This is a genomic window from Gammaproteobacteria bacterium, assembly GCA_016199745.1.
GTDB lineage: Bacteria > Pseudomonadota > Gammaproteobacteria > Acidiferrobacterales > Sulfurifustaceae > JACQFZ01.
Window position 1 is genome coordinate 46,223 of the sequence record JACQFZ010000001.1, and the last position, 22,923, is coordinate 69,145.

The window sequence follows — 22,923 nt, forward strand, 5'->3', positions numbered from 1 at the left end:
CCCGCTTTGTTATCATGGCGCAACTGTTTAGAGGAATTCCCGTGGATACATCGATGAGCTTTTTGGAGCAGGCGCGCAAATCGCTGCTCGAACCCGCCGGTATCGGCGAGACCGAGTTGGCGCGGCTGATGGGGCAATTGCTGGCAGCGCGCGTGGATTACGGCGATCTGTATTTTCAGTACAGCCGGCACGAATCGTGGTCGCTGGAAGAGGGCCGGGTCAATTCAGGGGCACATAACATCGAGGCCGGCGTGGGCGTGCGTGCGGTCGCTGGCGAGAAATCCGGTTTTGCCTATTCCGATGACTTCGTGCTGCCGGCATTGCTCGAAGCGGCCGGTGCGGCGCGCGCCATTGCCGCGCAAGGCAATTCGATGACCGCGCCGATTACTTGGCGCGGCGGCCAGGTGGCGCGGTTCTATCAGCCGACCGATCCGCTGGCGAGCTTGCCCGATCAGGATAAAGTCGCGTTGCTCGAACGCATAGAGCGCGAGGCGCGGGCGCAGGATCCGCGTGTGAAGCAAGTGATGGCGAACCTGTCGGGTGTGCACGAGACGGTGTTAGTCGCGCGCAGCGACGGCTTGATGGCGGCCGATGTGCGGCCGCTGGTGCGCGTGGGTGTGACCGTCATTGTCGAAGGCAGCGGCCGGCGCGAGTCGGGCCATGCCGGTGGCGGTGGGCGTTATACGTATGCTGAATTTTTAAAGGGTGATCTCGCGCTCGAATATGCGCGTGAAGCGGTGCGGCAAGCGTTGGTGAATCTCGACGCGGTCGACGCGCCAGCCGGGCCGATGACGGTAGTCCTGGGGCCCGGTTGGCCGGGCATCCTGTTGCACGAAGCAATCGGTCACGGTCTTGAAGGCGATTTCAATCGCAAAGGCACGTCGGCTTTCGCCGGCCGTGTCGGCCAGAAGGTGGCGGCAGCGGGCGTCACGGTCGTCGATGACGGCACCTTGCTCGATCGCCGCGGCTCGCTCAACGTCGACGACGAAGGCACGCCGACGCAATGTACGGTGTTGATCGAAAACGGTGTATTGAAGGGTTATATGCAAGATACGATGAATGCACGATTGATGGGTGTTGCCCCTACCGGCAACGGCCGGCGCGAATCGTACGCGCACTTGCCGATGCCGCGTATGACGAATACTTACATGCTCGCCGGCAACAGCGATCCGGGCGAGATCATCGCTTCGGTCAACAAAGGCCTGTACGCCGTTAATTTCGGCGGCGGTCAGGTCGATATTACGTCCGGCAAGTTCGTGTTTTCGGCGTCGGAGGCTTATCTAATCGAGAACGGTCGCATTACCCGGCCGGTAAAAGGTGCCACCTTGATCGGCAACGGACCGGATGTGTTGACGCGCGTATCCATGGTCGGTAACGACTTACAGCTCGACAGCGGTGTCGGCACTTGCGGTAAAGACGGGCAGAGCGTGCCAGTGGGGGTCGGACAACCGACACTCAAAATCGAAGGGCTTACCGTCGGAGGGACACAGACGTGAGCGTGACCGCACCGATCCGTACCGAAGCCCCGATCTTCGACGCCGCCGCGCGCACGCGCCTCAGCGACGTTGCCACTGCCGCTTTGGCCGAAGCGCGCAAGCTTGGCGCCAGCGCGGCTGAAACCGCCGCCAACGTTTCGCAAGGTCTTTCCATCAACGTGCGCTTGGGCGAGGTCGAAACCCTCGAGCAGACGCGCGATAAAGGTCTTTCGATCACCGTCTACTTCGGTCAGCGTACCGGTTCTGCCAGCACCACCGATCTATCGCCCACCGCGGTGCGCGATACTGTGCGTGCCGCTTGCACCATCGCCCGTTACACCGCCGAAGACGATTGCGCCGGCCTGGCCGACGCCGATCGCTTGGCGCGTACGATCCCGGATCTCGATTTGCTGCATCCGTGGCACCCCGGTGCCGATCGCGCAATCGAGCTAGCGCGCGAATGCGAAGACGCCGCCCGCGCCGCCGATGCGCGCATTACCAACTCCGAAGGTGCGTCGATCTCGACCAGCGAAGGTCTCGAGGTCTACGCCAACAGCACCGGCTTTATCGGCAGCCTCGCCGGCACGCGCCACAGCCTGTCGTGCGCCGTCATCGCCCAAGACGCCAGCGGTATGCAGCGCGATTATTGGTACACCGTCTCGCGTCGTTCCAGCGATCTCGAAGAACCGGTCTCGGTCGGCCAGCGTGCCGCCAGCCGCGCCGTCAAACGTCTGGCGGCGCGCAAGCTCGCCACCTGCCGGGCGCCGGTGTTGTACGACGCGCCGGTGGCAGCGAGTCTGCTGTCGCATTTCATCGGTGCAATCCGCGGCGAAAGCCTTTATCGCGGGGCGTCGTTCTTGGTCGATCACCTTGGCAAGCCGGTGTTCGCGTCGCACGTGCACTTGCATGAGCAGCCGCATTTGCGCGGCGCACTCGGCAGCACGCCGTTCGACAACGAAGGTGTGGCCACCGCGCCGCGCGATATCGTTCGCGACGGGATCGTGCAAGGTTACGTGCTCGATTCCTATTCCGGTCGCAAGTTAAAGATGCCAACCACTGGTAACGCCGGCGGCGTGCACAATCTGACGATCGATTCCGGCAAGCTCGGCTTCCAAGAGCTGCTGAAACAAATGGGTACCGGCTTGTTTGTCACCGAGCTGATCGGCTTCGGCGTCAACCTTCTCACCGGCGACTACTCCCGTGGCGCCGCCGGATTCTGGGTCGAAAACGGCGAAATAGCGTATCCGGTCGAAGAAATTACCATCGCCGGCAACTTGCGCGACATGTATCGCAATCTCGTCGCCGTTGGCACTGACGTCGATGTGCGCGGCAATGTGCGCACCGGTTCGATTTTGCTCGACGCCGTTACCATCGCTGGTAGTTAATCCGCTCTTCTTCGTCCGTTTTCTGCGTCGCATATACGACGCAGAAAACGGACGAAGACCGTCTCACTTGTATCTTCCATCGTTTCTATAATGTAAGCGTGATAACGCATCCGTTATCACGCTTACGCATTGCCGATCTTCATCGCTGATGACGCATCGTTTTTCCTGAGTGAACATAGGTACGTGCCGGATGTGCTTTCTGTATTTTTGTTCTAGGATTGGCCACCTTTCATCCGGCCGTACAACGCACGTTCGTCAGCATGGTCCAAACAGAACAACTAGAAAAACCGGATACCTTGACGGAGATCATGGCGGCGCTGGAAGAGGGTGCCGCTGAGCGCATCGGTCTTCTCTTAAGCGACCTGCATCCGGCCGAAATCGCCACGCTGATCGAAAGTATTCCGGCGGCGCAGCGTCCGGCCATTTGGGCGCAAGTCGATCCGGCGGTAAAAGGCGAGGCGTTGCTCGAGCTGTCCGAGCCGGTGCGTGCCGATCTGGCGGCGCTCATGGATCCGGCGTCGGTGGTGGTGGCGGCGCGCAATCTCGATATCGACGACATCGCCGACCTGCTGCCGGAGCTGTCGGACGAAGCCATCGCTGAGGTGTTGTTCGCGCTCGACAAACAGAACCGCCAGCGGCTGGACGCGGTGATGTCGTATGCCGACGACACCGCCGGCGGTCTGATGAACGTCGATGCGGTGACGGTGCGCGAGAACATCACGATCGAAGTGGTGCTGCGTTATCTGCGCCGGCTCGGCGAGATGCCGGACAGCACCGACAAATTATTCGTCGTCGATCGGCACGATCGCCTATCGGGCGAGCTCGCTATCGCCAAGCTCCTGACTAGCGACCCGGCGATGCGGGTGGCACAGGTGATGGAACGCGACGTCGTGCAATTCCCGGTGTTGGCGCCGCAGAAAGAAGTCGCCGATGCGTTCGAGGACTACGACTTGATCTCGGCGCCGGTGGTCGACGACGGCAACCGGTTGCTCGGGCGCATCACCGTCGACGACGTGGTCGACGTGTTGCGCGAAGAGGCTGAGCATTCGCTGCTGGCGCCGGCCGGCCTCACCGAAGAGGAGGACGTGTTCGCGCCGGTGATACGCAGCGGCCGCCATCGAGCGGTGTGGCTCGGTGTGAACTTGTTGACCGCGCTGCTGGCGTCTTGGGTCATCAGTTTGTTTGCCGGTACGATTCAGAAGGTCGTGACGCTCGCGGTATTGATGCCCATCGTCGCCAGCATGGGTGGCAACGCCGGTCTGCAGACCGTCACCATCGTTATTCGCGGCCTCGCGCTCGGAACTATTACCGAGGCCAATGCCCGGCGGGTGCTGGTGAAAGAGCTGTTGGTAGGTGCGCTCAATGGGGTGTTATGGGCGTCGGCGATGGCCTTGGTGGTGCTGATCTGGCAGCAGCAGTTGCTGTTGGCGCTGGTCATCGCCATGGCAATGGTCATCAATTTGGGATTCGCCGCCTTGTGCGGCGTACTTATTCCGATCTTGATTCGCAAGCTCGGCATCGATCCGCCGCTAGCCAGCGGCGTTATCCTGACGACGGTGACCGACGTCGTCGGCTTTTTTGCCTTCCTGGGGCTAGCGACTCTTGTACTGGTGTAGCCCCGATGGGTTGCCGCGGATCCCCCCAATCGCTACCCTTCGTCTGCCGAAAATTGCGCCACTTTAGGTGTGTGCAATATTGAGTAGTGGAGGGGGTCCTATGTCACCAAATATCCTGCAAGTCCTGACTCAGGCGATCAAGGATCGGCGCTGTGTGGCGCTGCGCTACCACGATCAGCGCGAGATCCGTGTGGTGGAACCGCACGCGATATATACCGATGATCGTTCAGCGCTCGTGCTCGATGCCTATCAAGTTCGCGGTTTTTCATCGTCCGGCCGCCCGGTCCCGTTTTGGCGCCCGTTCCGCCTCAAGGAAATATCGGCGGTCCAGGTAGTGGGCGAAACATTCATGCCGCGCACCACAGAGGGTTTTAGTGCCGCGCGGCTCAAATATAAAAACGGTTTAGTCGCCATCGTCCAAACGTCGAGTGCACCGCGGTTCGCTTATCCGCCGGCAACGGCGGCGGAGATGGGCCCGCCGCGGCCGCAGCATTTGCGGCGTTAGTCATAGCGGTAAATCATGTCCATAAAAACAAACGGCGCCTTAGGCGCCGTTTGTTTTTGCCGTGCTCGTTTTTTGTTAACCAATATCGTCTTTGGTCAACGAATTGACCATGTCATGAATCACGTGCGTATCCCGACTACGTAATACCTTGCGCGCGAACTGCGCCAGTTTACCGGCATGGCTCAAACGCACGTTGCGTTTGATCATGAGCAGCGTCGCCGGGTGCATGCTGAACTCGCGCAGGCCGAGGCCGAGCAGCAGCGCGGTGTAGCGCGGGTCGCCGGCCATTTCGCCGCACATGGCAACCGGGATGCGCGCCTTGCGGGCGGCATCGAGCGTGATCGAGATCAAACGCAGAACCGCCGGGTGCAGCGGATCGTAGAGATAATTGACCGAGTCGTCGACACGATCGATAGCGAGCGTGTATTGAATAAGATCGTTGGTGCCGATCGAGAAGAAGTCGAGGTGCGGCGCGAAGATGTCGGCGGAAATGGCGGCGGCTGGCACTTCGATCATGCCGCCGATCGGCAGGCGTGGGTTGAACTTCTCGCCGGCGCGCTTGAGGTGCCACTTCGTTTCTTCAATGAGATCGAGCACGCGAAACAACTCGTCCTGACTCGACAGCATGGGAATCATCAAGCGCACTTTGCCGTGCGCCGAGGCACGCAGGATCGCCCGCAATTGCGGGCGGAAAATCGACGGGTCGTGTAAGCACAGGCGCACGGCGCGTAAGCCCAGCGCCGGATTGAGGCCGCCGGCGGTGATGTGGCCCATGCCGTCGACTTGCTTGTCGGCACCGATGTCGATCGTACGAATCGTCACCGGCTTACCCTCGAGCGCGCGCGCCACCCGCACATAGGCGCGAAACTGCTCTTCTTCGGTCGGTGGTTGCGCGCGGTTCATGAACAGGAATTCGGTGCGGTACAGACCAATGCCGGCGGCATTGGCATCGAGCGCGGCCTTCATGTCGGCCGGTAGCTCGATGTTGGCCTGTAACGTCACCGATTTCCCGTCGAGGGTGACCGAGCGGCTCTTACGCAACCGCGCCAGCTCCAGCCGCCGGCGCTGAATGTCGCGCTGGCGGCGGCGATATTCGGCGATGGTCGATTTGTCAGGCGCGACGATCAGAATGCCGCGCTTGCCGTCGACGATGATCTCTTCGCCGCTGCGGACATAACGCGTGGCATTGTGCACGCCGACGATCGCTGGGATGCCGAGGCTGCGCGCCAAGATCGCCGTATGCGAAATCGGGCCGCCCATGGTCGTGACGAACGCGTGAATGCGCTTGTGCTTCAGCACGACCGTATCGGCTGGCGTCAAATCGTTAGCGACGACGATCTCTCCCGGATCGAGCTTATCGTCTTCGTCGACCTGCTGGTTTAGCAGGTGCCGCAACACGCGCTCGACCACGTGACGCACGTCGGTCTTTTTATTGCGCAAGTACGGATCTTCCATTTGCTCGAAGATTTCCGACAACCGATCGCTCTGTACCTTGAGCGCCCATTCGGCGTTGCGGCGTTGATGGCGAATGATCTCGATCGGCGCCTGCGAGATCATTTTGTCGTCGAGGATGAGTAGATGGGTGTCGAGGAAACTCGCCGCTTCGACCGGTGCGTCGGTCGGAATTTGCTCGCGGATGTGAATCAGTTGCGCCCGGGCGGCGTCGACCGCCCGGACGAAGCGTTCGATCTCGGCGTCGAGTTGCTCCGGCGCCAACGTCAACGCGGCAATGTCCGGCAGTTCGCGCTCGAGCACGAATGCCTTGCCGATGCTGATACCGTCGCTGACGCCGGCGCCGTGCAGTGCCAACATTATTCGTCCTCGCCGAAACGGTTGCCGACAAGCTCGGCAACCGCCGCCAATGCCTTGGCCTCGTCGTTACCGTCGGTGCAGATCTTGAGTTTCGTGCCTTGTGCCGCTGCCAGCATCATGACGCCCATGATGCTTTTGGCATTGACTTGTTGGCCGTTGCGTTCGAGTGTGACCTCGCTCTTGAACTCGGACGCCAGGCTCACGAGCTTGGCCGAGGCACGCGCGTGCAGTCCGAGCTTGTTGATGATGGTGACGTCGATACACTTCATGAACGGCGTTCCTTCTTATTGTTCGGGTTGGTAGCTTGGACGATGCCACCGGTGCCGCCGGTAACGGCGCGGTCGATAAGCTCGTCCATCTTTAATCGGCGATACGTCAATGCACGCAGCAACATCGGTAGGTTGGCGCCGCTGATGAGCTCGATGCGGCCGCGTTCCAGTAGCCGCGACGCTAAATTCGTATGAGTTGTGCCGTAGATGTCGGCCAAGATCAGCACGCCGTCGCCTTCGTCGACGCGCACGATTTTTTTGCGGATGAATTCGGTGATGGCTTCCGGCTTTTGGCTGTAGTCGACGCCGGCGGTTTCGAGCGCCGGTGGGCGCGAGCTGAAAGTATGTTCGACCGCCTTGATCAGGCCGTTGCCGAACTCCTTCTGCCCCAAAATCAATAATCCAATCATTTTAATTCTCGATGGCGAACCTGTGTTTTGAAGCCTTGTTTGCCGAAATGGTTGGCCAATCGGTTGACCAGATACACCGAGCGATGCATGCCACCGGTGCAGCCGACCGCCACGGTCATGTAGGTGCGGTCCTCGCGTTCGAAACGCGGCAGCCAGTTTTCGAGGAAGCGCTTGAGCTCTTCGTACATCTCATGCACTTCGTCGTGCCGCTCCATGTACTCTACCACGGGCTGTTCGAGCCCCGTGTGCGGGCGCAGTGTCGGTTCCCAGTGCGGATTCGGCAGGCAGCGCACGTCGAACACGAAGTCGGCATCGAGCGGTGTGCCGTGCTTGTAACCGAACGACTCGAACAGCAACGTCATGCCGGCGGTTTCTTCGCCGTGCACGAAGTTGCGCACGTAGTTGCGCAGGTCGTGCGGCGTCAGGCGCGTGGTGTCGATGTGCAGGCTGGCGGCGAACGCCAGCGGTTCGAGCAGTTTCTTTTCTAGACGAATCGCTTCCGGCAGCGAGGTGTCGCCGCTGGTCATCGGGTGCGGGCGCCGGGTTTCTTTATAGCGCTTTACCAGTACCGCTTCCTCGGCCTCGAGAAAAATAATTCGATAGCGAACGCCCTGGGTCTTCAGTTGTTCCAGCGCTGCCGGCACGTCGGCCAAAAACGCACGGTTGCGCGCATCGAGGCCGATGGCGGCGTTGCCGCTGCCGAGGGTGCGCAGCAAATGCTCGGAAAACTGCGGCAATAAGGCAGCCGGCAGGTTGTCGATGCAGTAAAAGCCGGCGTCTTCCAGCGCCTGTAGCGCAATAGTTTTCCCCGACCCGGATAGGCCGGTGACGATGAAGACGTTCATGGTTCGGGTCGGTTGATTAGCGTTTGGTGACGCTGCATGAAATCTTTGAGCGTGTCGATACCCCACATGCGCAAAATATACGAGCGCACGGCGGCTTCGACCAAGACCGCCAGGTTGCGGCCGGGGCCGACGAATAGCGTAACTTCGAGGACTTCGACGTCGAGTAGGGTACGTGTGAGTTGTTTTGCTTGCAGCCGGTCGACCTTGTGCAGGCGTTTCTTATTTAGAAATTCCATGCGCACGATCAGATGGAGTTTCTTCTTATGGCGCACGGCGGTCTCGCCAAACATGGTGCGGATATCGAGAATGCCCAAGCCGCGGACCTCGAGGTAATCCGACAGGGTGCCGCTCGGGTGCTGACCGACCAGCACGTCCGGGCCGACTCGCACCAGCTCGACGACGTCGTCGGCGATCAGCCGATGGTTGCGTGACAACAGCTCCAGCGCCAGCTCGCTCTTGCCGACGCCGGATTCGCCGGTCAGCAGCACGCCCATGCCCATGACTTCCATATAAACGCCGTGCACCGTAGTGCGCGGCGCCAGGGCGCGCGTTAAGTAATATTGCAGATGGTCGATCAAGACCGGGCTCGGCATCGGCGAGGTAAACAGCGCGAGCTTGGTGGTATCGGCTGCTGCCATCAGGTCGCGCGGCACACGGTTGTCATTGGCAACGACGACGGCGGCAGTGGCCGGATAACCGAACAACGCCTTCACTTGCGCCTTACGGTCGTCGCCTTTCAGGCGCTTGAGGTAACTGACCTCGTTGTCGCCGATAACTTGTACCCGATTCGGATGCACGAAATTGAGATGGCCGACCAGCGCCATGCCGGGGTATTTCGCAGTCGCCGCTTCCAGCAGGCGGTCACCGCCGCGTTGACCACTGATCCAATTGAGCTTGAGCGGGCCCGACTGGGCTTCAAACAGATCTTGTGCGGTGAGCTTGGGTGTCATGTACCGGCGCGACTGAGCGATGTTGAATGAGATGCTGATAAAGTTCTTCGGCATTTTTAGCCGTGAGCAGCTGTTCGCGCCAGGCCTTGTCGCTGAATAAGCCGGCAAGCTCGGCGAGAATTTTAAGGTGCTCGTTATTAGCATGCTCAGGCACGAGCAGTGCGAAGGCCACGGTGACCGGCCGGTGATCGATGGCGGCAAAGTCGAGTGGTTGCGCGAGCGTGCAAAAAGCACCAATCGGGCGGGCCAATCCTTTCACGCGACCGTGCGGTAGCGCAAAGCCGGAACCGAGGCCGGTACTGCCGAGACGTTCGCGTTCGGCGAGTGCGGTCGACGCCAAGGCGGCGTTGAGCACGTCGGCGTCGGTGGTCAGCAATACGCCCAGCTGGCGCAATAGGTCATCCTTGCTGGTCGCCGGCACACCGAGCGCGATGCGTTGCCGTGAAAGCAGATCTTGGATGGGCATAGCTAAGGTTTATCGACGTCCAATGGCATGGAATCGCGAATGTGTCCCTTCCCCCTTCGGCAGCAGGAAAGAATGAAGGGATAGTGGCTCGTAGATGCGAATTTCTGCGGTTCGATGGCGCCGTCGTTTGCTTTGACTATCCCGTTATCCCAACCCTCTCCCGGCGGGAGAGGGGATTTTGCATCGGCATTCATTACTCTCGTTTTTTGCTCGGCGCTGCGGCGGTACGCAAAGCTTATACCACCTGCTTCTGCGCCGAGCTGCGGTGATGATCCGTCATCTTCTCTTTGTGCTTCAGCACCTGACGATCCAGCTTGTCAGCGAGGGCGTCGATCGCCGCATACATATCGTTACCGAGGGCATCGGCGTGCAGCGTTGCACCTTTGGCGAAGATCGTCGCCTCCGCCTTGTGGCGGTTTTTCTCTACATGTAGCACGACATTACTCGTGGTCATGTTATCGAAATGGCGTTGCAGCCGGCCGATTTTTTCCGAGGCGTAGTTGCGCAGCGCCTCTGTCATGTCGATTTGATGACCACTTACCGTGATTTGCATAGGCTTTACCTCCGACTGTTACAAAATCGATTTACGTTGGTTCGACGGCGGAATACTGATCGATTCGCGATACTTCGCGACCGTCCGTCGCGCCACATGTATTCCTTGTTCGGCCAAAATATCGGCAATCTTGCTGTCGCTGATCGGTTTGCTCGACGGTTCGCCTTCGACCAGCTTTTTGATCATCGAGCGGATCGCGGTTGCCGAGCAGGCGCCGCCGTCGGCGGTGCCGACGTGGCTCGAGAAGAAATATTTCAGCTCGAAGATGCCGCGCGGCGTCAGCATGTATTTGTTGGTGGTGACGCGCGAGATGGTCGATTCGTGCATACCGACGGTTTCGGCGACGTCGTGCAACACCAGCGGTTTCATCGCTTCCGGGCCATGATCGAAGAACGCCCGCTGCCGGTCGACGATCGTGCGCGCCACCTTGAGCAGGGTGTCGTTGCGGCTATTGAGGCTCTTAATGAACCAGCGTGCTTGCTGTAGTTGATCCTGCAAGTAACGGTTCTGCGTGCTCGAATCGCCGCGATGGATCATGCCTTCGTACAGGCGATTAATGCGCAACCGCGGCGATACGTCTTGATTCAGCTCGGCGCGCCATACGCCTTTGTACTTCGAAACGATAATGTCGGGTACGACGTAATTGGCGGCGGTCGATTGCACCATGCCACCCGGTTTTGGGTTCAACCGTTGGATGATTTGTACCGCTTCGTGCAGCGTCTCCGGGCTGACCTTGAGCATGCGCCGCAGCTGGTTGTAGTCGCGGTTGGCGAGGGCAGCGAGATGTTCGGGCGTCGCCAGTTGCAACGCGTCGCTCACGAACGGCGTGTCGGTGCCGAGCGCTTTGAGCTGAAGTGTCAGGCATTCGGCCAAGTCGCGTGCACCGACGCCGATCGGATCGAAATTTTGAATTTGGTGCAGCACCGCCTCGACTTCGTCGGCCTCGACATCGAGACCAGAAATACCGACGGCGCCACGGGCGAGAATTTGTTGAATCTCTTCGATACGCGAGGTGAGGTAGCCGTCTTCATTGATCGCATCGATCAAGCTTTCGGCGATACGCCGGTCGGTTTCCGACAGCGGTGTCATTTGCATCTGCCATAGCAGATGATCGCGCAGGGTCTGTGGCCGACTGTTGCGGGCATCGATATCGGGCCGCTCGCCGTCGCTGCGACTGCTGGAGGAGCTGCTGCCGTCGTAGTTACCTTCGTCCCAATCGCTGTCGCTGCCGACATCGCTGAGCGACGACTGCTCCATATCGAGATCGGCCGGCTCGGCATTGTCGGCGTCGGCGGTCGACGATTCGGCCTCGGCTTCCGCTTCGACCGTAGCGGTTTCTTCGCCTTCGCTGCGGTTCTCGGATTCTTCGTTCTCTTCGAGCAGTGGATTGCTCTCGAGCGCGTCTTGGATTTCTTGTTGAAGCTCAACGGTGGAGAGCTGCAGCAGCCGGATGGCCTGCTGAAGCTGGGGGGTGATCGTGAGATGTTGACCTAATTTAAGGTCAAGTGACTGCTTCATATGCCCAACAATACCGTTTGTTTGCGAATGATTTAGTCAGAACTCCCTAACTCTCCTAATACCCACAAGTCTAGCAGACGGGTAAGGAAGCCAGCCCCGGCACCAAGCGCCGCCAGTCGGACTATTTATTATTTCTCTGCCCGGTCCGTGCATAGGGGTAGGTCGAGAGCTTAAAGCCGGAAATCCTTACCCAGATAAACTCTGCGAACGTCTTCATTATACAGAATCCCATCGGGCTCACCCGCGGTAAGTACACGGCCTTCGCTCAGAATGTAAGCACGATCGCAGATTTTTAGGGTTTCGCGGACGTTGTGGTCGGTGATGAGGATGCCGATGCCTCGGCTCTGTAAATGCTTGATGAGTTGTTGAATCTCTACCACCGAGATCGGATCGACACCGGCGAACGGTTCATCCAGCAGCATGAAGCGTGGTTGGCTCGCGAGTGCCCGGGCGATTTCAACGCGTCGGCGCTCACCGCCAGAAAGGCTAATGCCGAGCGTGTCACGACGTTCGCTAATTTGCAGATCGTGCAGCAGTTCTTCGAGCAGCTCGTTGCGGCGGGCGGCGGTCAGGTCGCGGCGCGTTTCCAAAATCGCCATGATGTTTTCGGCGGTCGTCAGCTGCCGAAAGACCGACGGTTCTTGTGGCAGGTAACCGACGCCGAGCCGGGCGCGTTTGTGCATCGCCAAGTCGGTGATGTTCCGGCCATCGAGCGCAATACTGCCGGCATCGGCGGTGACCAGACCTACCATCATGTAAAAGCAGGTCGTTTTGCCGGCGCCATTTGGCCCGAGCAGGCCGACGATTTCGCCACCTTTGACTTCGAGCGATACCCCGTCGACGACGCGTCGGGCGCCGTAGTGCTTGGTTAAACCGTTGGCCGCCAAGGTGCTCATGGTTGTTTTGCCGGTGCCGGCTGAATGACGGCGGTCACTTGTTTACCGTCGCCGCCTTCAGCGCTGAAGGTTTGTGCGTCCATCGCGTAATGCACGACCGCCCCGGTGACGGTGTCTTGATTGCGTTGGATAATAGCGCGCTCATAAAGATCGAGGCGGCGTTCGTTGGCGTAGTACTCGGCGCGCGCTGCCTGCGCGTTTAATTCTTGGCCGGCGTCGGATTGGCTCTTCATGCGCACCGGATTACCCCAGGCGCGAATCACATCCGCCCGACCTTCGCGTTGCCGGACTTCCAGGCGATCGGCCTCGAGTCGCATGCTGCCTTGCGTTAGCACCACATTGCCGCGATACAACGACACGCCGGTCTTCTGGTTCGCATCGACATTTTTGGCGTGAATGTTGATCGGCTGCTCGGCGTCGCTGGTCAACGCCTGCGCACTCATGCTCACCAGCCACGAGGTCATGCCGATAATTATTAACAGCGACGTTCGTTTCATAACTTAGTTGTCCAGCTCTATACGCATACGGTCGGACGTCATTTCGCCACCGGCGGGAGCGCGACTATCGCCAGCGTGGGTGACATACACGTTACCTTGCATGACGATCTCGCTGCCATCGCCCGGCATGACGCCGGTCTCAGCTTTGGTAACGATCAGGGGACCGGTCGGTGGGAACTGCGTGAGTATCGGTTTGGTGAGATACGACATGTTGTCATCGGGATAATGCATGAGGCGCTGCGCAACGAGCACATATTTGCGGGTGCCGAGCTCGTTCATCGTCGTCGCCGTGAAATTTTCGACGATGTAGTCAGGATCGTGCCGCATGTTCGCCGCGGTCGGCGCTAGCGGCGGCTCGACCCGACCGCTTAGCCACCACGAGCTCAGCGCCAGCAGGCCGAGGGCGCCGCCGATGACGATCTTATAAGTATCCGTTCTCATGCGAGATAGCGTCGCATCTCGCTATCGTACACGCCGTGCGCGTGCAATATTGCCTCGCAGAGCTCGCGCACGCCGCCGCGTCCGCCGGCCGACGGCGTAACCCAGTGTACATGCCGACGTACCAACGGATGGGCGTCGGCCACGGTTACTGCTAGGCCGGCGTTCAACAAAATCGGCAAGTCGACGACGTCGTCGCCGGCGTAGGCGGTTTGTTCCGGTGTCAGTCCGAGTGTCGTCAACAGTTGGCGATACACCGGCAATTTGTCGCGGCAGCCTTGATGGAGATGGGCGATGCTGAGCTCGGCGGCACGCCGTTCGACGACGCGCGATGTGCGGCCGGTGATGATGCCGACGGCGATATTGTGCCGTTGCAGCATGACGATACCGTGCCCGTCTTTGATGTCGAACGCCTTGTATTCATCGTCGCCGCTCAACATCACGCGGCCGTCGGTCAAAATGCCGTCGACGTCGAGCAACAGCAGTCGCACGCGCCGCGCGCGTTCGAAGATCGGTGTGGGAATGGCAAAGTCAGGGGCGAGCAGACCGGTGCTCATGCGGCATCCTTAAATAAATGATTTAAACGATCCGTCGCCGCAACAAATCGTGCATGTTGAGCGCGCCGATGACGCGCCGATCGTTATCGACGACCAGTAAGCCGTTGATTTTGTCCGAGCGCATGCGCTCGATGACTTCGGCGGCCAAGCGATCGGCAGTGGTTGTTTTCGGTTGGTGCGTCATCACGTCAGCCACCTTTGCCGTGTACACATCGACGTTGCGTTGTAACAACCGGCGCAAATCACCGTCGGTGAGCAGCCCGGCTAGGCGCTGATCGTCATCGACGATCGCCGTCATGCCGAGACCCTTGCTGGTCATCTCCAGCAGCGCTTCGCGCAAGCTCGCGGTCACCGGCACCGCCGGAACTTCGCTGCCCTTGTGCATGACGTCGGCGACATACAGCAATAGACGCCGGCCAAGGCTGCCGGCCGGATGCGCCAGCGCAAATCCTTCCGCCGTCAGGCCGCGGTGCTTGAGCAGCGCGACCGCGACCGCATCGCCCATGGCGAGGGCGGCGGTGGTGCTGGCGGTCGGCGCCAGGTTGAGTGGGCACGCTTCCTTCTCGACGCCGCAATACAGCACGGCGTCGGCTTGTTTGGCCAAGGTCGAATTCAGGTTGCCGGTAAGAGCGACGAGCTTCACGCCCATGCGTTTGATGATCGGCAGGATCAACAGCAGCTCGTCGGTTTCACCGGAGTTGGAAATGGCGAACACGAGGTCGACCGGCGTAATCATGCCGAGGTCGCCGTGCGACGCTTCGCCCGGATGAACGAAGAATGCCGGCGTGCCGGTGGAGGCGAGCGTGGCGGCAATTTTGCCACCGACGTGGCCAGACTTGCCCATGCCGATGACGATCACGCGCCCTTGCCCCGCCGCTTGCACGGCGATAATCAGCTCGCAGCTTTTGCCGAAGTTGTCATCAATGCGTTCGGCCAATGCGTTCAGCGCGTCGGCCTCGATTTCGAGGGTCTCGCGCCCGAGTTGTTCGAACGATACGGAAGGTACGGTTTTGCGCATGCGTCGCTAGGGCGGGCCGTCTGGCATAATTCCCGGTCGAGTATATTGATTCCGCTGGTTCAATAACAGACGCGATCTTTGTTGTTCCAGGATTTGGCGGTAGTGCCGCTGTTGATTTTGTTACCGGCGCTCGCCGGTCAACAGCAGGCGATCGGACTGACGCTGGCGTTGGCGCTCGGCAAAAGCGCGTTAGTGATGGTGCTCATGTTTTTCATCGGTCGTTGGTCGTTGCGGCCGTTGTTCCATCGCGTGGCGGCGACGCGCGTGCGCGAGTACTTCATGTTGACAGTGTTGCTGCTAACGCTGGCTGCTGCTCAAAATCCTCGAACTCACGCGCGCGCTGCGTCGCAACTTGCCGGTGATCGTGCGCACGATGGACGATGTCGATCTCGACAAATTGATGCACGCCGGCGCTACCGAGGTCGTGCCGGAAAGCTTGGAGGGCAGTTTGATGATGGGCTCGCATATGTTGCTGTTGCTCGGTGTACCGGCGGCGCGTATCGATCGTTATGTGAACACCGTGCGCGGCGCACGCTATCGCATGCTGCGCGAATTTTTCCATGGTCAATTCAGCGAGTCGCTGGACCAGGCCGAGCGCGTATTACTCACAGGTGTACCATGAGTTTCCACGATCACTTTTCCGGCCATGCTGGCGCCTACGCCAAATACCGGCCGGATTATCCGCCGGCGCTGTTCGATTACTTGGCAACGGTCGCACCGGCACGCGCGCTCGCTTGGGATGTCGGCACCGGCAGCGGTCAGGCGGCGCTTGGGCTGGTGCCTTTTTTTCAACATATCGTCGCTAGCGATCCGAGTGCCGAGCAGATCGAACAAGCACAACCGCATCCGCAGGTGACGTACGTAGTTGCGGCCGCCGAGCAGTCGAGTCTGCCTGCCCACAGCGTCGATCTCATTACTGTCGCCCAAGCGATCCATTGGTTCGACTTCGCGCGGTTCTACGCGGAAGTGCGTCGCGTTCTCAAGCCCGACGGTAGGCTCGCCGTGTTCGGTTATGGGCTCAATGAAATTACGCCGGCGATCGATGCGATCATGCTGCGTTATTACCGCGATATCGTCGGGCCGTACTGGCCGCCGGAGCGGCGTTACTTGGACGAGCAGTATGCGACCCTTCCTTTTCCGTTTACCGAGCTCCGCACGCCGTCGTTTCGTTTGCAGCAATCGTGGGACCTCGCGGCATTCCGCGGTTATTTGGCGACTTGGTCGGCGACGCAAGGCTACCTGCGTGAACGCGGCAGCGATCCGTTGGCGCTGATCGATGCCGCGTTAATAAATGCCTGGGGAACTCCAACTATTGCCCGGCGTGTGACCTGGCCGCTCTATCTGCGCGTCGGTCGTTAACCGCCTCATTCTGAAAAATTCTGTTACCGCAATCGTGACCGAACCACGTCGGCGTCGGTACAATCCGTCGCTTCTCAGGGCTTATAAAAATGGCGAAGAAAATTTTGGTGATTTTGGGCCAGCCGCAACGCAAGAGTTACGGCGGCGCATTGGCGCAGGCCTATATAGAAGGCGCGCAAACGGCAGGTGCTGAAGTGCAGACGCTGTTTTTAGGCGAGCTCGCTTTCCACCCGGCGCCGTCGACCAACGGCCCGGCGGAGCTCGAGCCGGATTTGCAACGCGCGCAAGCAGCGATTCGCTGGGCCGAACACTTGGTGTTCGTCTACCCCATTTGGTGGGGCACGATTCCGGCGCTGCTGAAGGGCTTTATCGAACGCACCTTCGCGCCCGGTTTCGCCGTTAACTTTCATCAGGATTCGCCGCGCTGGGACAAGCTGTTGTGCGGTCGCAGCGCGCGTTTGATCGTGACGATGAACACGCCGCCGTGGATTTATCGTTGGCTCTTCGGTCGCCCGGGGCACGTGACGATGAAGCGCACGATCCTCAAGTTCTGCGGCATTCAGCCGGTGAAGATTACCGACGTCGGTCCGGTACAGAAGGCAACGGCCACGGAGCGCGAGCGTTGGTTGGCGCAGGTGCGCTTGCTCGGACAGAATTTGTTGTAGTTCCCTGTCGAAGCGTCGTCGGTTCGGCCTAAATGAGATTCACGCAAAAGGTGTCGACCTCTATTTGCACCAGCAGGGCATTGATACCACCACGCCGGCCGGCAAGGCACTATTCCACATGTGCGGCGTCTTCGCTGAGTTTGAGCGTGCGGTGATTCAAGAGCGCGTCAAAGCAGGACTTGCCCGTGCGAAAGCACAAGGTAAGACGCTAGGCCGCCCCTTCAAGCACGGTCCCATCGACGAGGGAGCCATTCGCAAGGCGCTCAAGAAGGGCACCGGCAAATTGAAGATCGCGCGCGAGTTCAAGATAGGGGTGAGCGTCGTGCAGCGGATCGCGGCGACCGCGTAACGCGCCAGAAAAAGGAATGCGTGCCTCTCGTCGTGGTCGGCAAGGGGCACCGGGGGGAATTCTACATGGCCGGTATACGGGGCAGGGCTTCAGAATTTTGCAATAAACTGAAGCTGAGACATTTCACACAAAGATCGAATCGACTGCATAAGCCGACTTGACGTCATGCACGATTTACTCGACGTGCGCGGCGATGCCCATCAGTCTTAAACGACTACGAGTTCTGAGACGAACACACGGTCGATCTATCCGCTTTACACGATTCCCTTTCACCCAATCATCGTTATCAATAATTTGAAGTTCAGCCGCCGACAGTCCGCCACGTAGTCGCTTGATCTTTTAGAAGTATTTTCCTCCTCTGTCCAGCATCATCAAAATTTTGAATGATACACGCGGGGCAAGAGCGGTCTTTGGTAAAGAGCAGTCCGCTCAAAGCCCGCTCCGGGCTTTTGAGTCAGGAAAGGAATCCTTTTTCGTAGCCCTCCTGGTTCAAGGTTTGGCACCTAACAACGAATATCGGTTCCTTTATGTAGAAGAGCATCACAACGTCGAACTGCCGCACAAGCGGTTGCTTAAACGAGAACGGCAACTCGACTGGCTGGCCTTTGCGGAGCAGCAGGCCATGGCAATTGCGGTCTAAGTCAAGCCGGCACTAAAGCTGGATCGGGGAGAGTGGCATCACACTCGGAGAGTAGTATATATTTTCACGCGTCCCGATTCGCCTGTGATGGCAAACAACAATAAAAAGGAAAAGAACATGCACGGAAGCGTTTCGTAATTCGACATGGACTTACAGGGAGAGTACCGATGATTGCATATATTGCGGTCCCGGCGATGGTGGCCTTGGTCTTCAAGGCCGTTCTTCTCGGGTATGCCGTTAGGTCGCCCATCAGTAACGAAAGAACCCGTCTTTTCCTCGCTTTACTCATCGCCCTTGCCGCCCACAACCTGTCCGAGGTATTGGCGCTAACGTACTTCACCAACTTCGGCTTAACGTCCACGATGCAGGTGCTCGGGTTTGCCTACGTGGGACTGCTGATTCCAGTGATTGCGTTGATCTTGCACGTCTCTCTGCGGCTGAGTTTCGACTGGCGGCCGAGCGATCCGCACCTGCGAATGCAACCGCTGCTCTATCTGCCGGGCGCCATATTGCTTTGCCTGCTGCTGTTTACCGACAAGCTCGTCCTCGGGTTTCGCCCTTTCCAGAACACCGTGCTGCGCGTGCCGGGGCAGTGGTACTTCCTATTCGAAATCTATTTCGAGGTTTACCTGCTGGTCGCGATCAGTAGCCTTTTTTATGGATCGCGCCCATCGCGCCCGTCGACCGTTGCCCGTACGTGCAATCGGCTATGGCTTGTCGCGATCTTGCCAACCGTATTGCTATGCGTTTACTTGATTGTCGCTAATCATTTTGGTTGGACAAAAATTACTTCGACAATTTACGTTCCGATAACGCTAACTTTCTTTATCATTTTGGCTAGTTACGCAACGAACGAGTATCGACCATCCGACGTTCAGTACTACATTCCATGGTCCAAGGTTCGCAAACACAAGAATGTTTTCTATGAGCGCATTCAGGCGATTATCAAGGAGCTTGCCGATATGCGTACCGTCGACGAGGCCATGAGTCGTGTTTCGGGGTTGCTGCGCTGTTCAGTGGCTCTTGTCGGCGGGTGGCGCCCGGTACTGGCAATGGCCGGTGATCGCTCAATACAACTAGCGCAGTTCCCTCACGAGCGGTTAGAAAAAATTGACCACATCCTGGTTGCACATGAAATTGAGCAGGCCATGCCGGATATGCACCAGGTCATGAAACAATTTGGTGTTGCGGTAATCGTTCCGTTCTATCCGCATGCGAAGACGGCCGCGAGCTGGATGTTGCTCGGCGATTCCTTCAGCGATTCCGTCTATACCTCGCGCGACTTCAAGAAAGTCGAACGTCTGTTCGACAACCTCGGCGAATTCTTTCTCGACAAGCTCACCTATTTGCGCACCGAGTTGACGCAAGCGAAAGATCGGAATCAATCATTGCAAGAGAAAGTGGCAGTGCTAAAAAGCGAATCGGCGAAGGCGCGCGATGAATCGCTAGCGTTGCGGGACTATAACTTTAGGTTGCAACTCGAAAACCACTCCTTACGGATGACTGTCCGCCCGAGTCAGCCTGGCCAGCTCCTACGGCTAGTGCCCAAAACGCAGCCAGAGGACAACAGGCCATTGGCCGACAAGCTCGCGGAGTACGAGGCGCACTTGATTCAGCAGGCGTTACGCAGGTGCAACCATAATAAATCGGAAGCGGCGAGACAGCTTGGCATGCGACCAAACACACTGCACTACAAGATCGAGCGCTATCGGCTAACGGATAAGGACGATGATTGATCGCGTCTTGCCGAAAGAAGCTCGCGAACTGTGGTCGGTATCCACTGACAGCGGCACTTTGGTGCCTTGACGCTAACCAAAGGATCACGCAAAGTTTCCGATACAGGCGGTACAAACTACCGCACGCTTGAAAGGCGTTACGATAAGTCCGTAGAATGCCGCAAGCTGTTATCAAAATTTTCAATAAAGAAAAGAAACCAGGGAGGAAATAATGACGCACCGCTTTTGTCTTTCTTTATCCCTCCTTTGTCGTGATTCATCAGCACCGCGTTACTAATAACAAGCACCAAGGAGGGAAATGCTATGGGTTCCAAAGACGCACAACCTGCCGCCCGCGTCGGCGACATCGACACCGGTCACGAGACCAAACCGCCGACCGCAATCACCACCGGCAGTCCTGATGTACTTATTTAACGGTCTACCCGCCGCCCGCCTTGGCGACGAGCTGGAATCTCACGGCTGCATACCGAAGGAACCGCGTCGCATTGTTGAAGGTGTCAGCTCTGTCCTGATTAATGGAAAACCGGCGGCGCGTGTTACCGATGCGGTTGATTGTGGCGGCACGATCAGCATTGGTTCTAACAACGTTTTTATCGGTGACAACCCAAGGCTCACTATTGGCGGTGATCGGAAAGCGGCGCCCATTATGCTCGCGGCCAATACCGTGACCGACAACCCGATCATGAACGACGCCGGCGATGAGGGTGACGCGCCGGCTTCACCCTCATCGAACGCCAACATACCCAATCGCCAGACCACCGATAACTTCAAGACCCCCGAAGAAGGTCGGCACTACCGGTCGCAGGTCCAAGCCGACCTCACCCGTATCGATGGCCGTATGCAAGCACTCGATAACAAAGGCTTCGACTTAAGCCCAGCTGAGCAAACCGAATACCTCACGCTAAACGAACAGCGCAACAGCCGACTCGCCCAGCGCGAACAAATTGACCGGCAACTACGGCAGGTCACGCCGTATTCCGATTGGACAGCGCAAGAGCGGCAGCAGACGAATCAAGACGCGCTATTTACAGTTGGCGGAGTTGGGGCGGCGGCGGGTATGGCGAGGGGTGGAGCAGTAAGGAAAACACCTGGAGCGGGCAAAGCGCCGGTTAAACAAAAGCTTCAGCCTGCGACAGCGGAACACAAAGCTGATAGGTGGCAAAAATATCAAGAAAGAGATGGCCAAAAGTCGTATGACTCCTGGAGCAAACAATACGACACCAACATGCGAAATTATAAGCATGGACTGCAACGAGAAGCTGACTATCGAGAGGTTATGGATGCTTCAGAAGGAAAACTAAAGACGTCTTTAACAAACAGGCAGATCGATATTCTCAAAAAGGATGAAATGTACGCCGGTCAGCTAAAGACTGGACCGGTCAATCTGACGCCAGAAAACGCGCTCGCAATTCAGAAAGACGCAGAACTGGTCCAAAATGGATGGCAAGTTGAACATATCTTGGAGAAAGGGGCATCGAAGCCATATCTCGAAGCGCTTGATAAGGGCGGTATTGACTATCACATAGGCCCCAAGATTCCATGATGAAGACGAAGGAGTATCGTTATGACCGTTGACTATGTGGCTGCTAAAGAAAAATTCGACAACTTTTTAATGTCGATGGACGATCAATTAGATGCCCTGGAAGCTGAAGCGCAATCGAGAAATATCGACCTAGATTTTTCTACCGCATCGGTTAGCAAGCTTGAAAATCTATTTGATTTAATGGCTACCAATGCTGATAAAGAAACCATCGAAAGCTTGGTTGTCACGTTTGCAAGATACTTGGGAGAGATAGTTAGGCTTAACTATGGCGGAAAATGGCTACTGCCATTAGACGATCCCAGCAACGTTTATTTCAACACTCCGGTTATCACAGGGCATACAAAAGAAGGATTGGAATTTTCACCGATATTCGCAATGCGTGCTTTTGCGTTACGAAGAAAGCCAGACACGCTAAAAAAGGCGATAGACGCACACATTAAACCAAACCCAATTGATTTAAGTAGGTTGATTGAGAAGCGGTAAATATGACGGTTCAATTTACGGTGCTTGGCGAAAAACTTGACGCCAGCAAGATCGCAGCGGTCGAGAAAAAACTTGGTATTCAGCTTCCCAAAGAATATCGAGATTTTCTTTTAGCGCACAACGTCGCAATTCCGGAAAGGAACAAATACGAAACTGAACAGGCAAGCACGAATGTTTCGCAGTTCCTTGGCGTCAGTGAAAACAAAGATGACGACCTTATCGCGCAAAGTAATTCATACGATGGCCGCTTGCCAACCGATGTTTTGCCGATTGCTCTAGCAGGTGGAGGAAACTTGATTTGCTTAAACTTGCAAGATAAGGCTGTATTCTTCTGGGACCATGAACAGGAAGCGAATGAGGATGAAGTCCCCAGCTTCGATAACATGACTTTTCTTGCTCCTTCGTTAAAGGAATTCCTGGTAAATCTTCAACCAGATTTAGACGAGGTTCATGTAAACCCAGACGACGTTATATCGGTAAAGGTTGCGCCCGGTTTTAACGAGAAGTTCAAAGATTATCTGAAGAAAAAATAAAGGCGGGAGCAGAGGCATGCCGTATGCCTGATCTCTCGATGACTGCCAAGCTCACTATAAAATGGCGAGCGCTGGATGACGTAGCACAAGTGGCGGAAGCGTAACGCGCGTGGTTGGAAATGGCTCTCTCATTCAACAGCAGACCCTACCTGGAATGACTAAAAAATCAAATACGCAAGGTACGCTGACCCTCGATGAAGCCGCCCAACGCTACGGCTTTACGGTTCATTACCTGCGCCGCCAAGTCGAAAAGGGTGTCCTCGTTGCCTGCCAACAATGGTTAACAACGACTTCCGCCGTGGAAAGGTTCATCGGTAATAACGCCCAACCCACCGATGGCAAAGATAAAGAACAAACCCTACGGCATCTGCTGGCGAGTCGCCTTCGAATACTGCGCGGTACACG

At 57.7% G+C, this 22,923-nt stretch carries 27 protein-coding genes and 1 pseudogene; 14 read left to right on the plus strand and 14 right to left on the minus strand.

What is annotated here, in order from left to right; all coding sequences use genetic code 11:
• Positions 1-53 precede the first annotated feature (53 nt).
• The 4 genes from tldD to HY308_00195 all read left to right on the plus strand — a co-directional run bounded on the left by tldD (position 54) and on the right by HY308_00195 (position 4,981).
• On the plus strand, positions 54-1,496 hold the full coding sequence (tldD, locus tag HY308_00180) for a metalloprotease TldD (protein ID MBI3896693.1): 1,443 nt from the start codon (positions 54-56) through the stop codon (positions 1,494-1,496).
• A 32-nt stretch (positions 1,497-1,528) separates the two neighbouring features.
• Positions 1,529-2,860, plus strand: a complete 1,332-nt coding sequence (gene pmbA, locus HY308_00185; protein ID MBI3896694.1) for a metalloprotease PmbA — start codon at positions 1,529-1,531, stop codon at positions 2,858-2,860.
• Between the two features lie 260 nt (positions 2,861-3,120).
• Positions 3,121-4,476, plus strand: coding sequence for a magnesium transporter (mgtE, locus tag HY308_00190; GenBank protein ID MBI3896695.1), 1,356 nt, complete (start codon positions 3,121-3,123; stop codon positions 4,474-4,476).
• A 100-nt stretch (positions 4,477-4,576) separates the two neighbouring features.
• On the plus strand, positions 4,577-4,981 hold the full coding sequence (locus tag HY308_00195) for a WYL domain-containing protein (protein MBI3896696.1): 405 nt from the start codon (positions 4,577-4,579) through the stop codon (positions 4,979-4,981).
• Positions 4,982-5,056: 75 nt separating this feature from the next.
• Here the strand turns inward: HY308_00195 and ptsP are convergent, their stop codons facing one another.
• The 14 genes from ptsP to HY308_00265 form a co-directional block, all read right to left on the minus strand.
• Positions 5,057-6,796, minus strand: a complete 1,740-nt coding sequence (gene ptsP / locus HY308_00200) for a phosphoenolpyruvate--protein phosphotransferase (GenBank protein MBI3896697.1) — start codon at positions 6,794-6,796, stop codon at positions 5,057-5,059.
• The gene (locus HY308_00205) at positions 6,793-7,062 is read right to left on the minus strand and encodes an HPr family phosphocarrier protein (protein MBI3896698.1); all 270 of its coding nucleotides are present in this window, start codon (positions 7,060-7,062) and stop codon (positions 6,793-6,795) included. The genes ptsP and HY308_00205 overlap by 4 nt, the downstream gene beginning before the upstream one ends.
• On the minus strand, positions 7,059-7,472 hold the full coding sequence (locus HY308_00210; GenBank protein ID MBI3896699.1) for a PTS fructose transporter subunit IIA: 414 nt from the start codon (positions 7,470-7,472) through the stop codon (positions 7,059-7,061). The genes HY308_00205 and HY308_00210 overlap by 4 nt, the downstream gene beginning before the upstream one ends.
• Entirely contained in the window at positions 7,469-8,317 is an 849-nt protein-coding gene (gene rapZ, locus HY308_00215; GenBank protein MBI3896700.1) for an RNase adapter RapZ, read from the minus strand. Before rapZ ends, HY308_00210 begins: the two co-directional genes overlap by 4 nt.
• On the minus strand, positions 8,314-9,267 hold the full coding sequence (locus HY308_00220) for an HPr kinase/phosphorylase (GenBank protein ID MBI3896701.1): 954 nt from the start codon (positions 9,265-9,267) through the stop codon (positions 8,314-8,316). The genes rapZ and HY308_00220 overlap by 4 nt, the downstream gene beginning before the upstream one ends.
• The gene (locus tag HY308_00225) at positions 9,233-9,733 is read right to left on the minus strand and encodes a PTS sugar transporter subunit IIA (protein ID MBI3896702.1); all 501 of its coding nucleotides are present in this window, start codon (positions 9,731-9,733) and stop codon (positions 9,233-9,235) included. Before HY308_00225 ends, HY308_00220 begins: the two co-directional genes overlap by 35 nt.
• A 235-nt stretch (positions 9,734-9,968) precedes the next feature.
• The gene (raiA, locus tag HY308_00230; protein ID MBI3896703.1) at positions 9,969-10,286 is read right to left on the minus strand and encodes a ribosome-associated translation inhibitor RaiA; all 318 of its coding nucleotides are present in this window, start codon (positions 10,284-10,286) and stop codon (positions 9,969-9,971) included.
• An 18-nt stretch (positions 10,287-10,304) separates the two neighbouring features.
• Positions 10,305-11,804, minus strand: a complete 1,500-nt coding sequence (locus tag HY308_00235) for an RNA polymerase factor sigma-54 (protein ID MBI3896704.1) — start codon at positions 11,802-11,804, stop codon at positions 10,305-10,307.
• Between the two features lie 170 nt (positions 11,805-11,974).
• Entirely contained in the window at positions 11,975-12,700 is a 726-nt protein-coding gene (gene lptB / locus HY308_00240) for an LPS export ABC transporter ATP-binding protein (protein ID MBI3896705.1), read from the minus strand.
• On the minus strand, positions 12,697-13,197 hold the full coding sequence (gene lptA, locus HY308_00245; protein ID MBI3896706.1) for a lipopolysaccharide transport periplasmic protein LptA: 501 nt from the start codon (positions 13,195-13,197) through the stop codon (positions 12,697-12,699). Before lptA ends, lptB begins: the two co-directional genes overlap by 4 nt.
• A 3-nt stretch (positions 13,198-13,200) precedes the next feature.
• The gene (gene lptC, locus HY308_00250) at positions 13,201-13,638 is read right to left on the minus strand and encodes an LPS export ABC transporter periplasmic protein LptC (GenBank protein ID MBI3896707.1); all 438 of its coding nucleotides are present in this window, start codon (positions 13,636-13,638) and stop codon (positions 13,201-13,203) included.
• Complete coding sequence (locus HY308_00255; protein MBI3896708.1) at positions 13,635-14,192, minus strand: HAD hydrolase family protein; 558 nt, start codon at positions 14,190-14,192, stop codon at positions 13,635-13,637. The genes lptC and HY308_00255 overlap by 4 nt, the downstream gene beginning before the upstream one ends.
• A 22-nt stretch (positions 14,193-14,214) precedes the next feature.
• Positions 14,215-15,210 (minus strand): KpsF/GutQ family sugar-phosphate isomerase, encoded by a 996-nt coding sequence (locus HY308_00260; protein MBI3896709.1) that lies wholly within the window; start codon positions 15,208-15,210, stop codon positions 14,215-14,217.
• 137 nt (positions 15,211-15,347) lie between these two features.
• Positions 15,348-15,491 carry a hypothetical protein gene (locus tag HY308_00265; GenBank protein ID MBI3896710.1) on the minus strand — a complete coding sequence of 48 codons (144 nt, stop codon included), beginning with the start codon at positions 15,489-15,491 and terminating at the stop codon, positions 15,348-15,350.
• Between the two features lie 71 nt (positions 15,492-15,562).
• Here HY308_00265 and HY308_00270 point away from each other — a divergent pair, with 71 nt between their 5' ends.
• The 10 genes and pseudogenes from HY308_00270 to HY308_00315 all read left to right on the plus strand — a co-directional run.
• The gene (locus HY308_00270; GenBank protein MBI3896711.1) at positions 15,563-15,832 is read left to right on the plus strand and encodes a hypothetical protein; all 270 of its coding nucleotides are present in this window, start codon (positions 15,563-15,565) and stop codon (positions 15,830-15,832) included.
• A complete protein-coding gene (locus tag HY308_00275) occupies positions 15,829-16,569 on the plus strand; it encodes a class I SAM-dependent methyltransferase (protein MBI3896712.1) in 741 nt (246 codons plus the stop codon). The genes HY308_00270 and HY308_00275 overlap by 4 nt, the downstream gene beginning before the upstream one ends.
• Before the next feature lie 89 nt (positions 16,570-16,658).
• The gene (locus tag HY308_00280) at positions 16,659-17,234 is read left to right on the plus strand and encodes an NAD(P)H-dependent oxidoreductase (GenBank protein ID MBI3896713.1); all 576 of its coding nucleotides are present in this window, start codon (positions 16,659-16,661) and stop codon (positions 17,232-17,234) included.
• Positions 17,224-17,583 (plus strand): recombinase family protein, encoded by a 360-nt coding sequence (locus tag HY308_00285; protein MBI3896714.1) that lies wholly within the window; start codon positions 17,224-17,226, stop codon positions 17,581-17,583. The genes HY308_00280 and HY308_00285 overlap by 11 nt, the downstream gene beginning before the upstream one ends.
• Before the next feature lie 379 nt (positions 17,584-17,962).
• On the plus strand, positions 17,963-18,223 hold the full coding sequence (locus tag HY308_00290) for a hypothetical protein (protein ID MBI3896715.1): 261 nt from the start codon (positions 17,963-17,965) through the stop codon (positions 18,221-18,223).
• A gap of 167 nt (positions 18,224-18,390) precedes the next feature.
• The gene (locus tag HY308_00295; GenBank protein ID MBI3896716.1) at positions 18,391-19,959 is read left to right on the plus strand and encodes a hypothetical protein; all 1,569 of its coding nucleotides are present in this window, start codon (positions 18,391-18,393) and stop codon (positions 19,957-19,959) included.
• 303 nt (positions 19,960-20,262) lie between these two features.
• Positions 20,263-20,557 (plus strand): annotated as a pseudogene (locus HY308_00300) (PAAR domain-containing protein).
• A 966-nt stretch (positions 20,558-21,523) separates the two neighbouring features.
• A complete protein-coding gene (locus HY308_00305) occupies positions 21,524-21,985 on the plus strand; it encodes a hypothetical protein (GenBank protein ID MBI3896717.1) in 462 nt (153 codons plus the stop codon).
• 2 nt (positions 21,986-21,987) lie between these two features.
• Positions 21,988-22,518, plus strand: a complete 531-nt coding sequence (locus HY308_00310; protein MBI3896718.1) for an SMI1/KNR4 family protein — start codon at positions 21,988-21,990, stop codon at positions 22,516-22,518.
• Positions 22,519-22,672: 154 nt separating this feature from the next.
• The coding region (locus HY308_00315) for a hypothetical protein (GenBank protein MBI3896719.1) at positions 22,673-22,923 on the plus strand (251 nt) is incomplete at its 3' end.

Excerpts from the sequence above, each read along its gene's own strand:
- tldD (MBI3896693.1), top strand. The coding sequence starts at position 54 with ATGAGCTTTTTGGAGCAGGCGCGCAAATCGCTGCTCGAACCCGCCGGT.
- mgtE (MBI3896695.1), top strand. The coding sequence starts at position 3,121 with ATGGTCCAAACAGAACAACTAGAAAAACCGGATACCTTGACGGAGATC.
- HY308_00195 (MBI3896696.1), top strand. The coding sequence starts at position 4,577 with ATGTCACCAAATATCCTGCAAGTCCTGACTCAGGCGATCAAGGATCGG.
- HY308_00205 (MBI3896698.1), bottom strand. The coding sequence starts at position 7,062 with ATGAAGTGTATCGACGTCACCATCATCAACAAGCTCGGACTGCACGCG.
- HY308_00210 (MBI3896699.1), bottom strand. The coding sequence starts at position 7,472 with ATGATTGGATTATTGATTTTGGGGCAGAAGGAGTTCGGCAACGGCCTG.
- rapZ (MBI3896700.1), bottom strand. The coding sequence starts at position 8,317 with ATGAACGTCTTCATCGTCACCGGCCTATCCGGGTCGGGGAAAACTATT.
- HY308_00220 (MBI3896701.1), bottom strand. The coding sequence starts at position 9,267 with ATGACACCCAAGCTCACCGCACAAGATCTGTTTGAAGCCCAGTCGGGC.
- HY308_00225 (MBI3896702.1), bottom strand. The coding sequence starts at position 9,733 with ATGCCCATCCAAGATCTGCTTTCACGGCAACGCATCGCGCTCGGTGTG.
- raiA (MBI3896703.1), bottom strand. The coding sequence starts at position 10,286 with ATGCAAATCACGGTAAGTGGTCATCAAATCGACATGACAGAGGCGCTG.
- HY308_00235 (MBI3896704.1), bottom strand. The coding sequence starts at position 11,804 with ATGAAGCAGTCACTTGACCTTAAATTAGGTCAACATCTCACGATCACC.
- lptB (MBI3896705.1), bottom strand. The coding sequence starts at position 12,700 with ATGAGCACCTTGGCGGCCAACGGTTTAACCAAGCACTACGGCGCCCGA.
- lptA (MBI3896706.1), bottom strand. The coding sequence starts at position 13,197 with ATGAAACGAACGTCGCTGTTAATAATTATCGGCATGACCTCGTGGCTG.
- lptC (MBI3896707.1), bottom strand. The coding sequence starts at position 13,638 with ATGAGAACGGATACTTATAAGATCGTCATCGGCGGCGCCCTCGGCCTG.
- HY308_00255 (MBI3896708.1), bottom strand. The coding sequence starts at position 14,192 with ATGAGCACCGGTCTGCTCGCCCCTGACTTTGCCATTCCCACACCGATC.
- HY308_00260 (MBI3896709.1), bottom strand. The coding sequence starts at position 15,210 with ATGCGCAAAACCGTACCTTCCGTATCGTTCGAACAACTCGGGCGCGAG.
- HY308_00265 (MBI3896710.1), bottom strand. The coding sequence starts at position 15,491 with ATGAAGTACTCGCGCACGCGCGTCGCCGCCACGCGATGGAACAACGGC.
- HY308_00275 (MBI3896712.1), top strand. The coding sequence starts at position 15,829 with ATGAGTTTCCACGATCACTTTTCCGGCCATGCTGGCGCCTACGCCAAA.
- HY308_00280 (MBI3896713.1), top strand. The coding sequence starts at position 16,659 with ATGGCGAAGAAAATTTTGGTGATTTTGGGCCAGCCGCAACGCAAGAGT.
- HY308_00295 (MBI3896716.1), top strand. The coding sequence starts at position 18,391 with ATGATTGCATATATTGCGGTCCCGGCGATGGTGGCCTTGGTCTTCAAG.
- HY308_00305 (MBI3896717.1), top strand. The coding sequence starts at position 21,524 with ATGACCGTTGACTATGTGGCTGCTAAAGAAAAATTCGACAACTTTTTA.
- HY308_00310 (MBI3896718.1), top strand. The coding sequence starts at position 21,988 with ATGACGGTTCAATTTACGGTGCTTGGCGAAAAACTTGACGCCAGCAAG.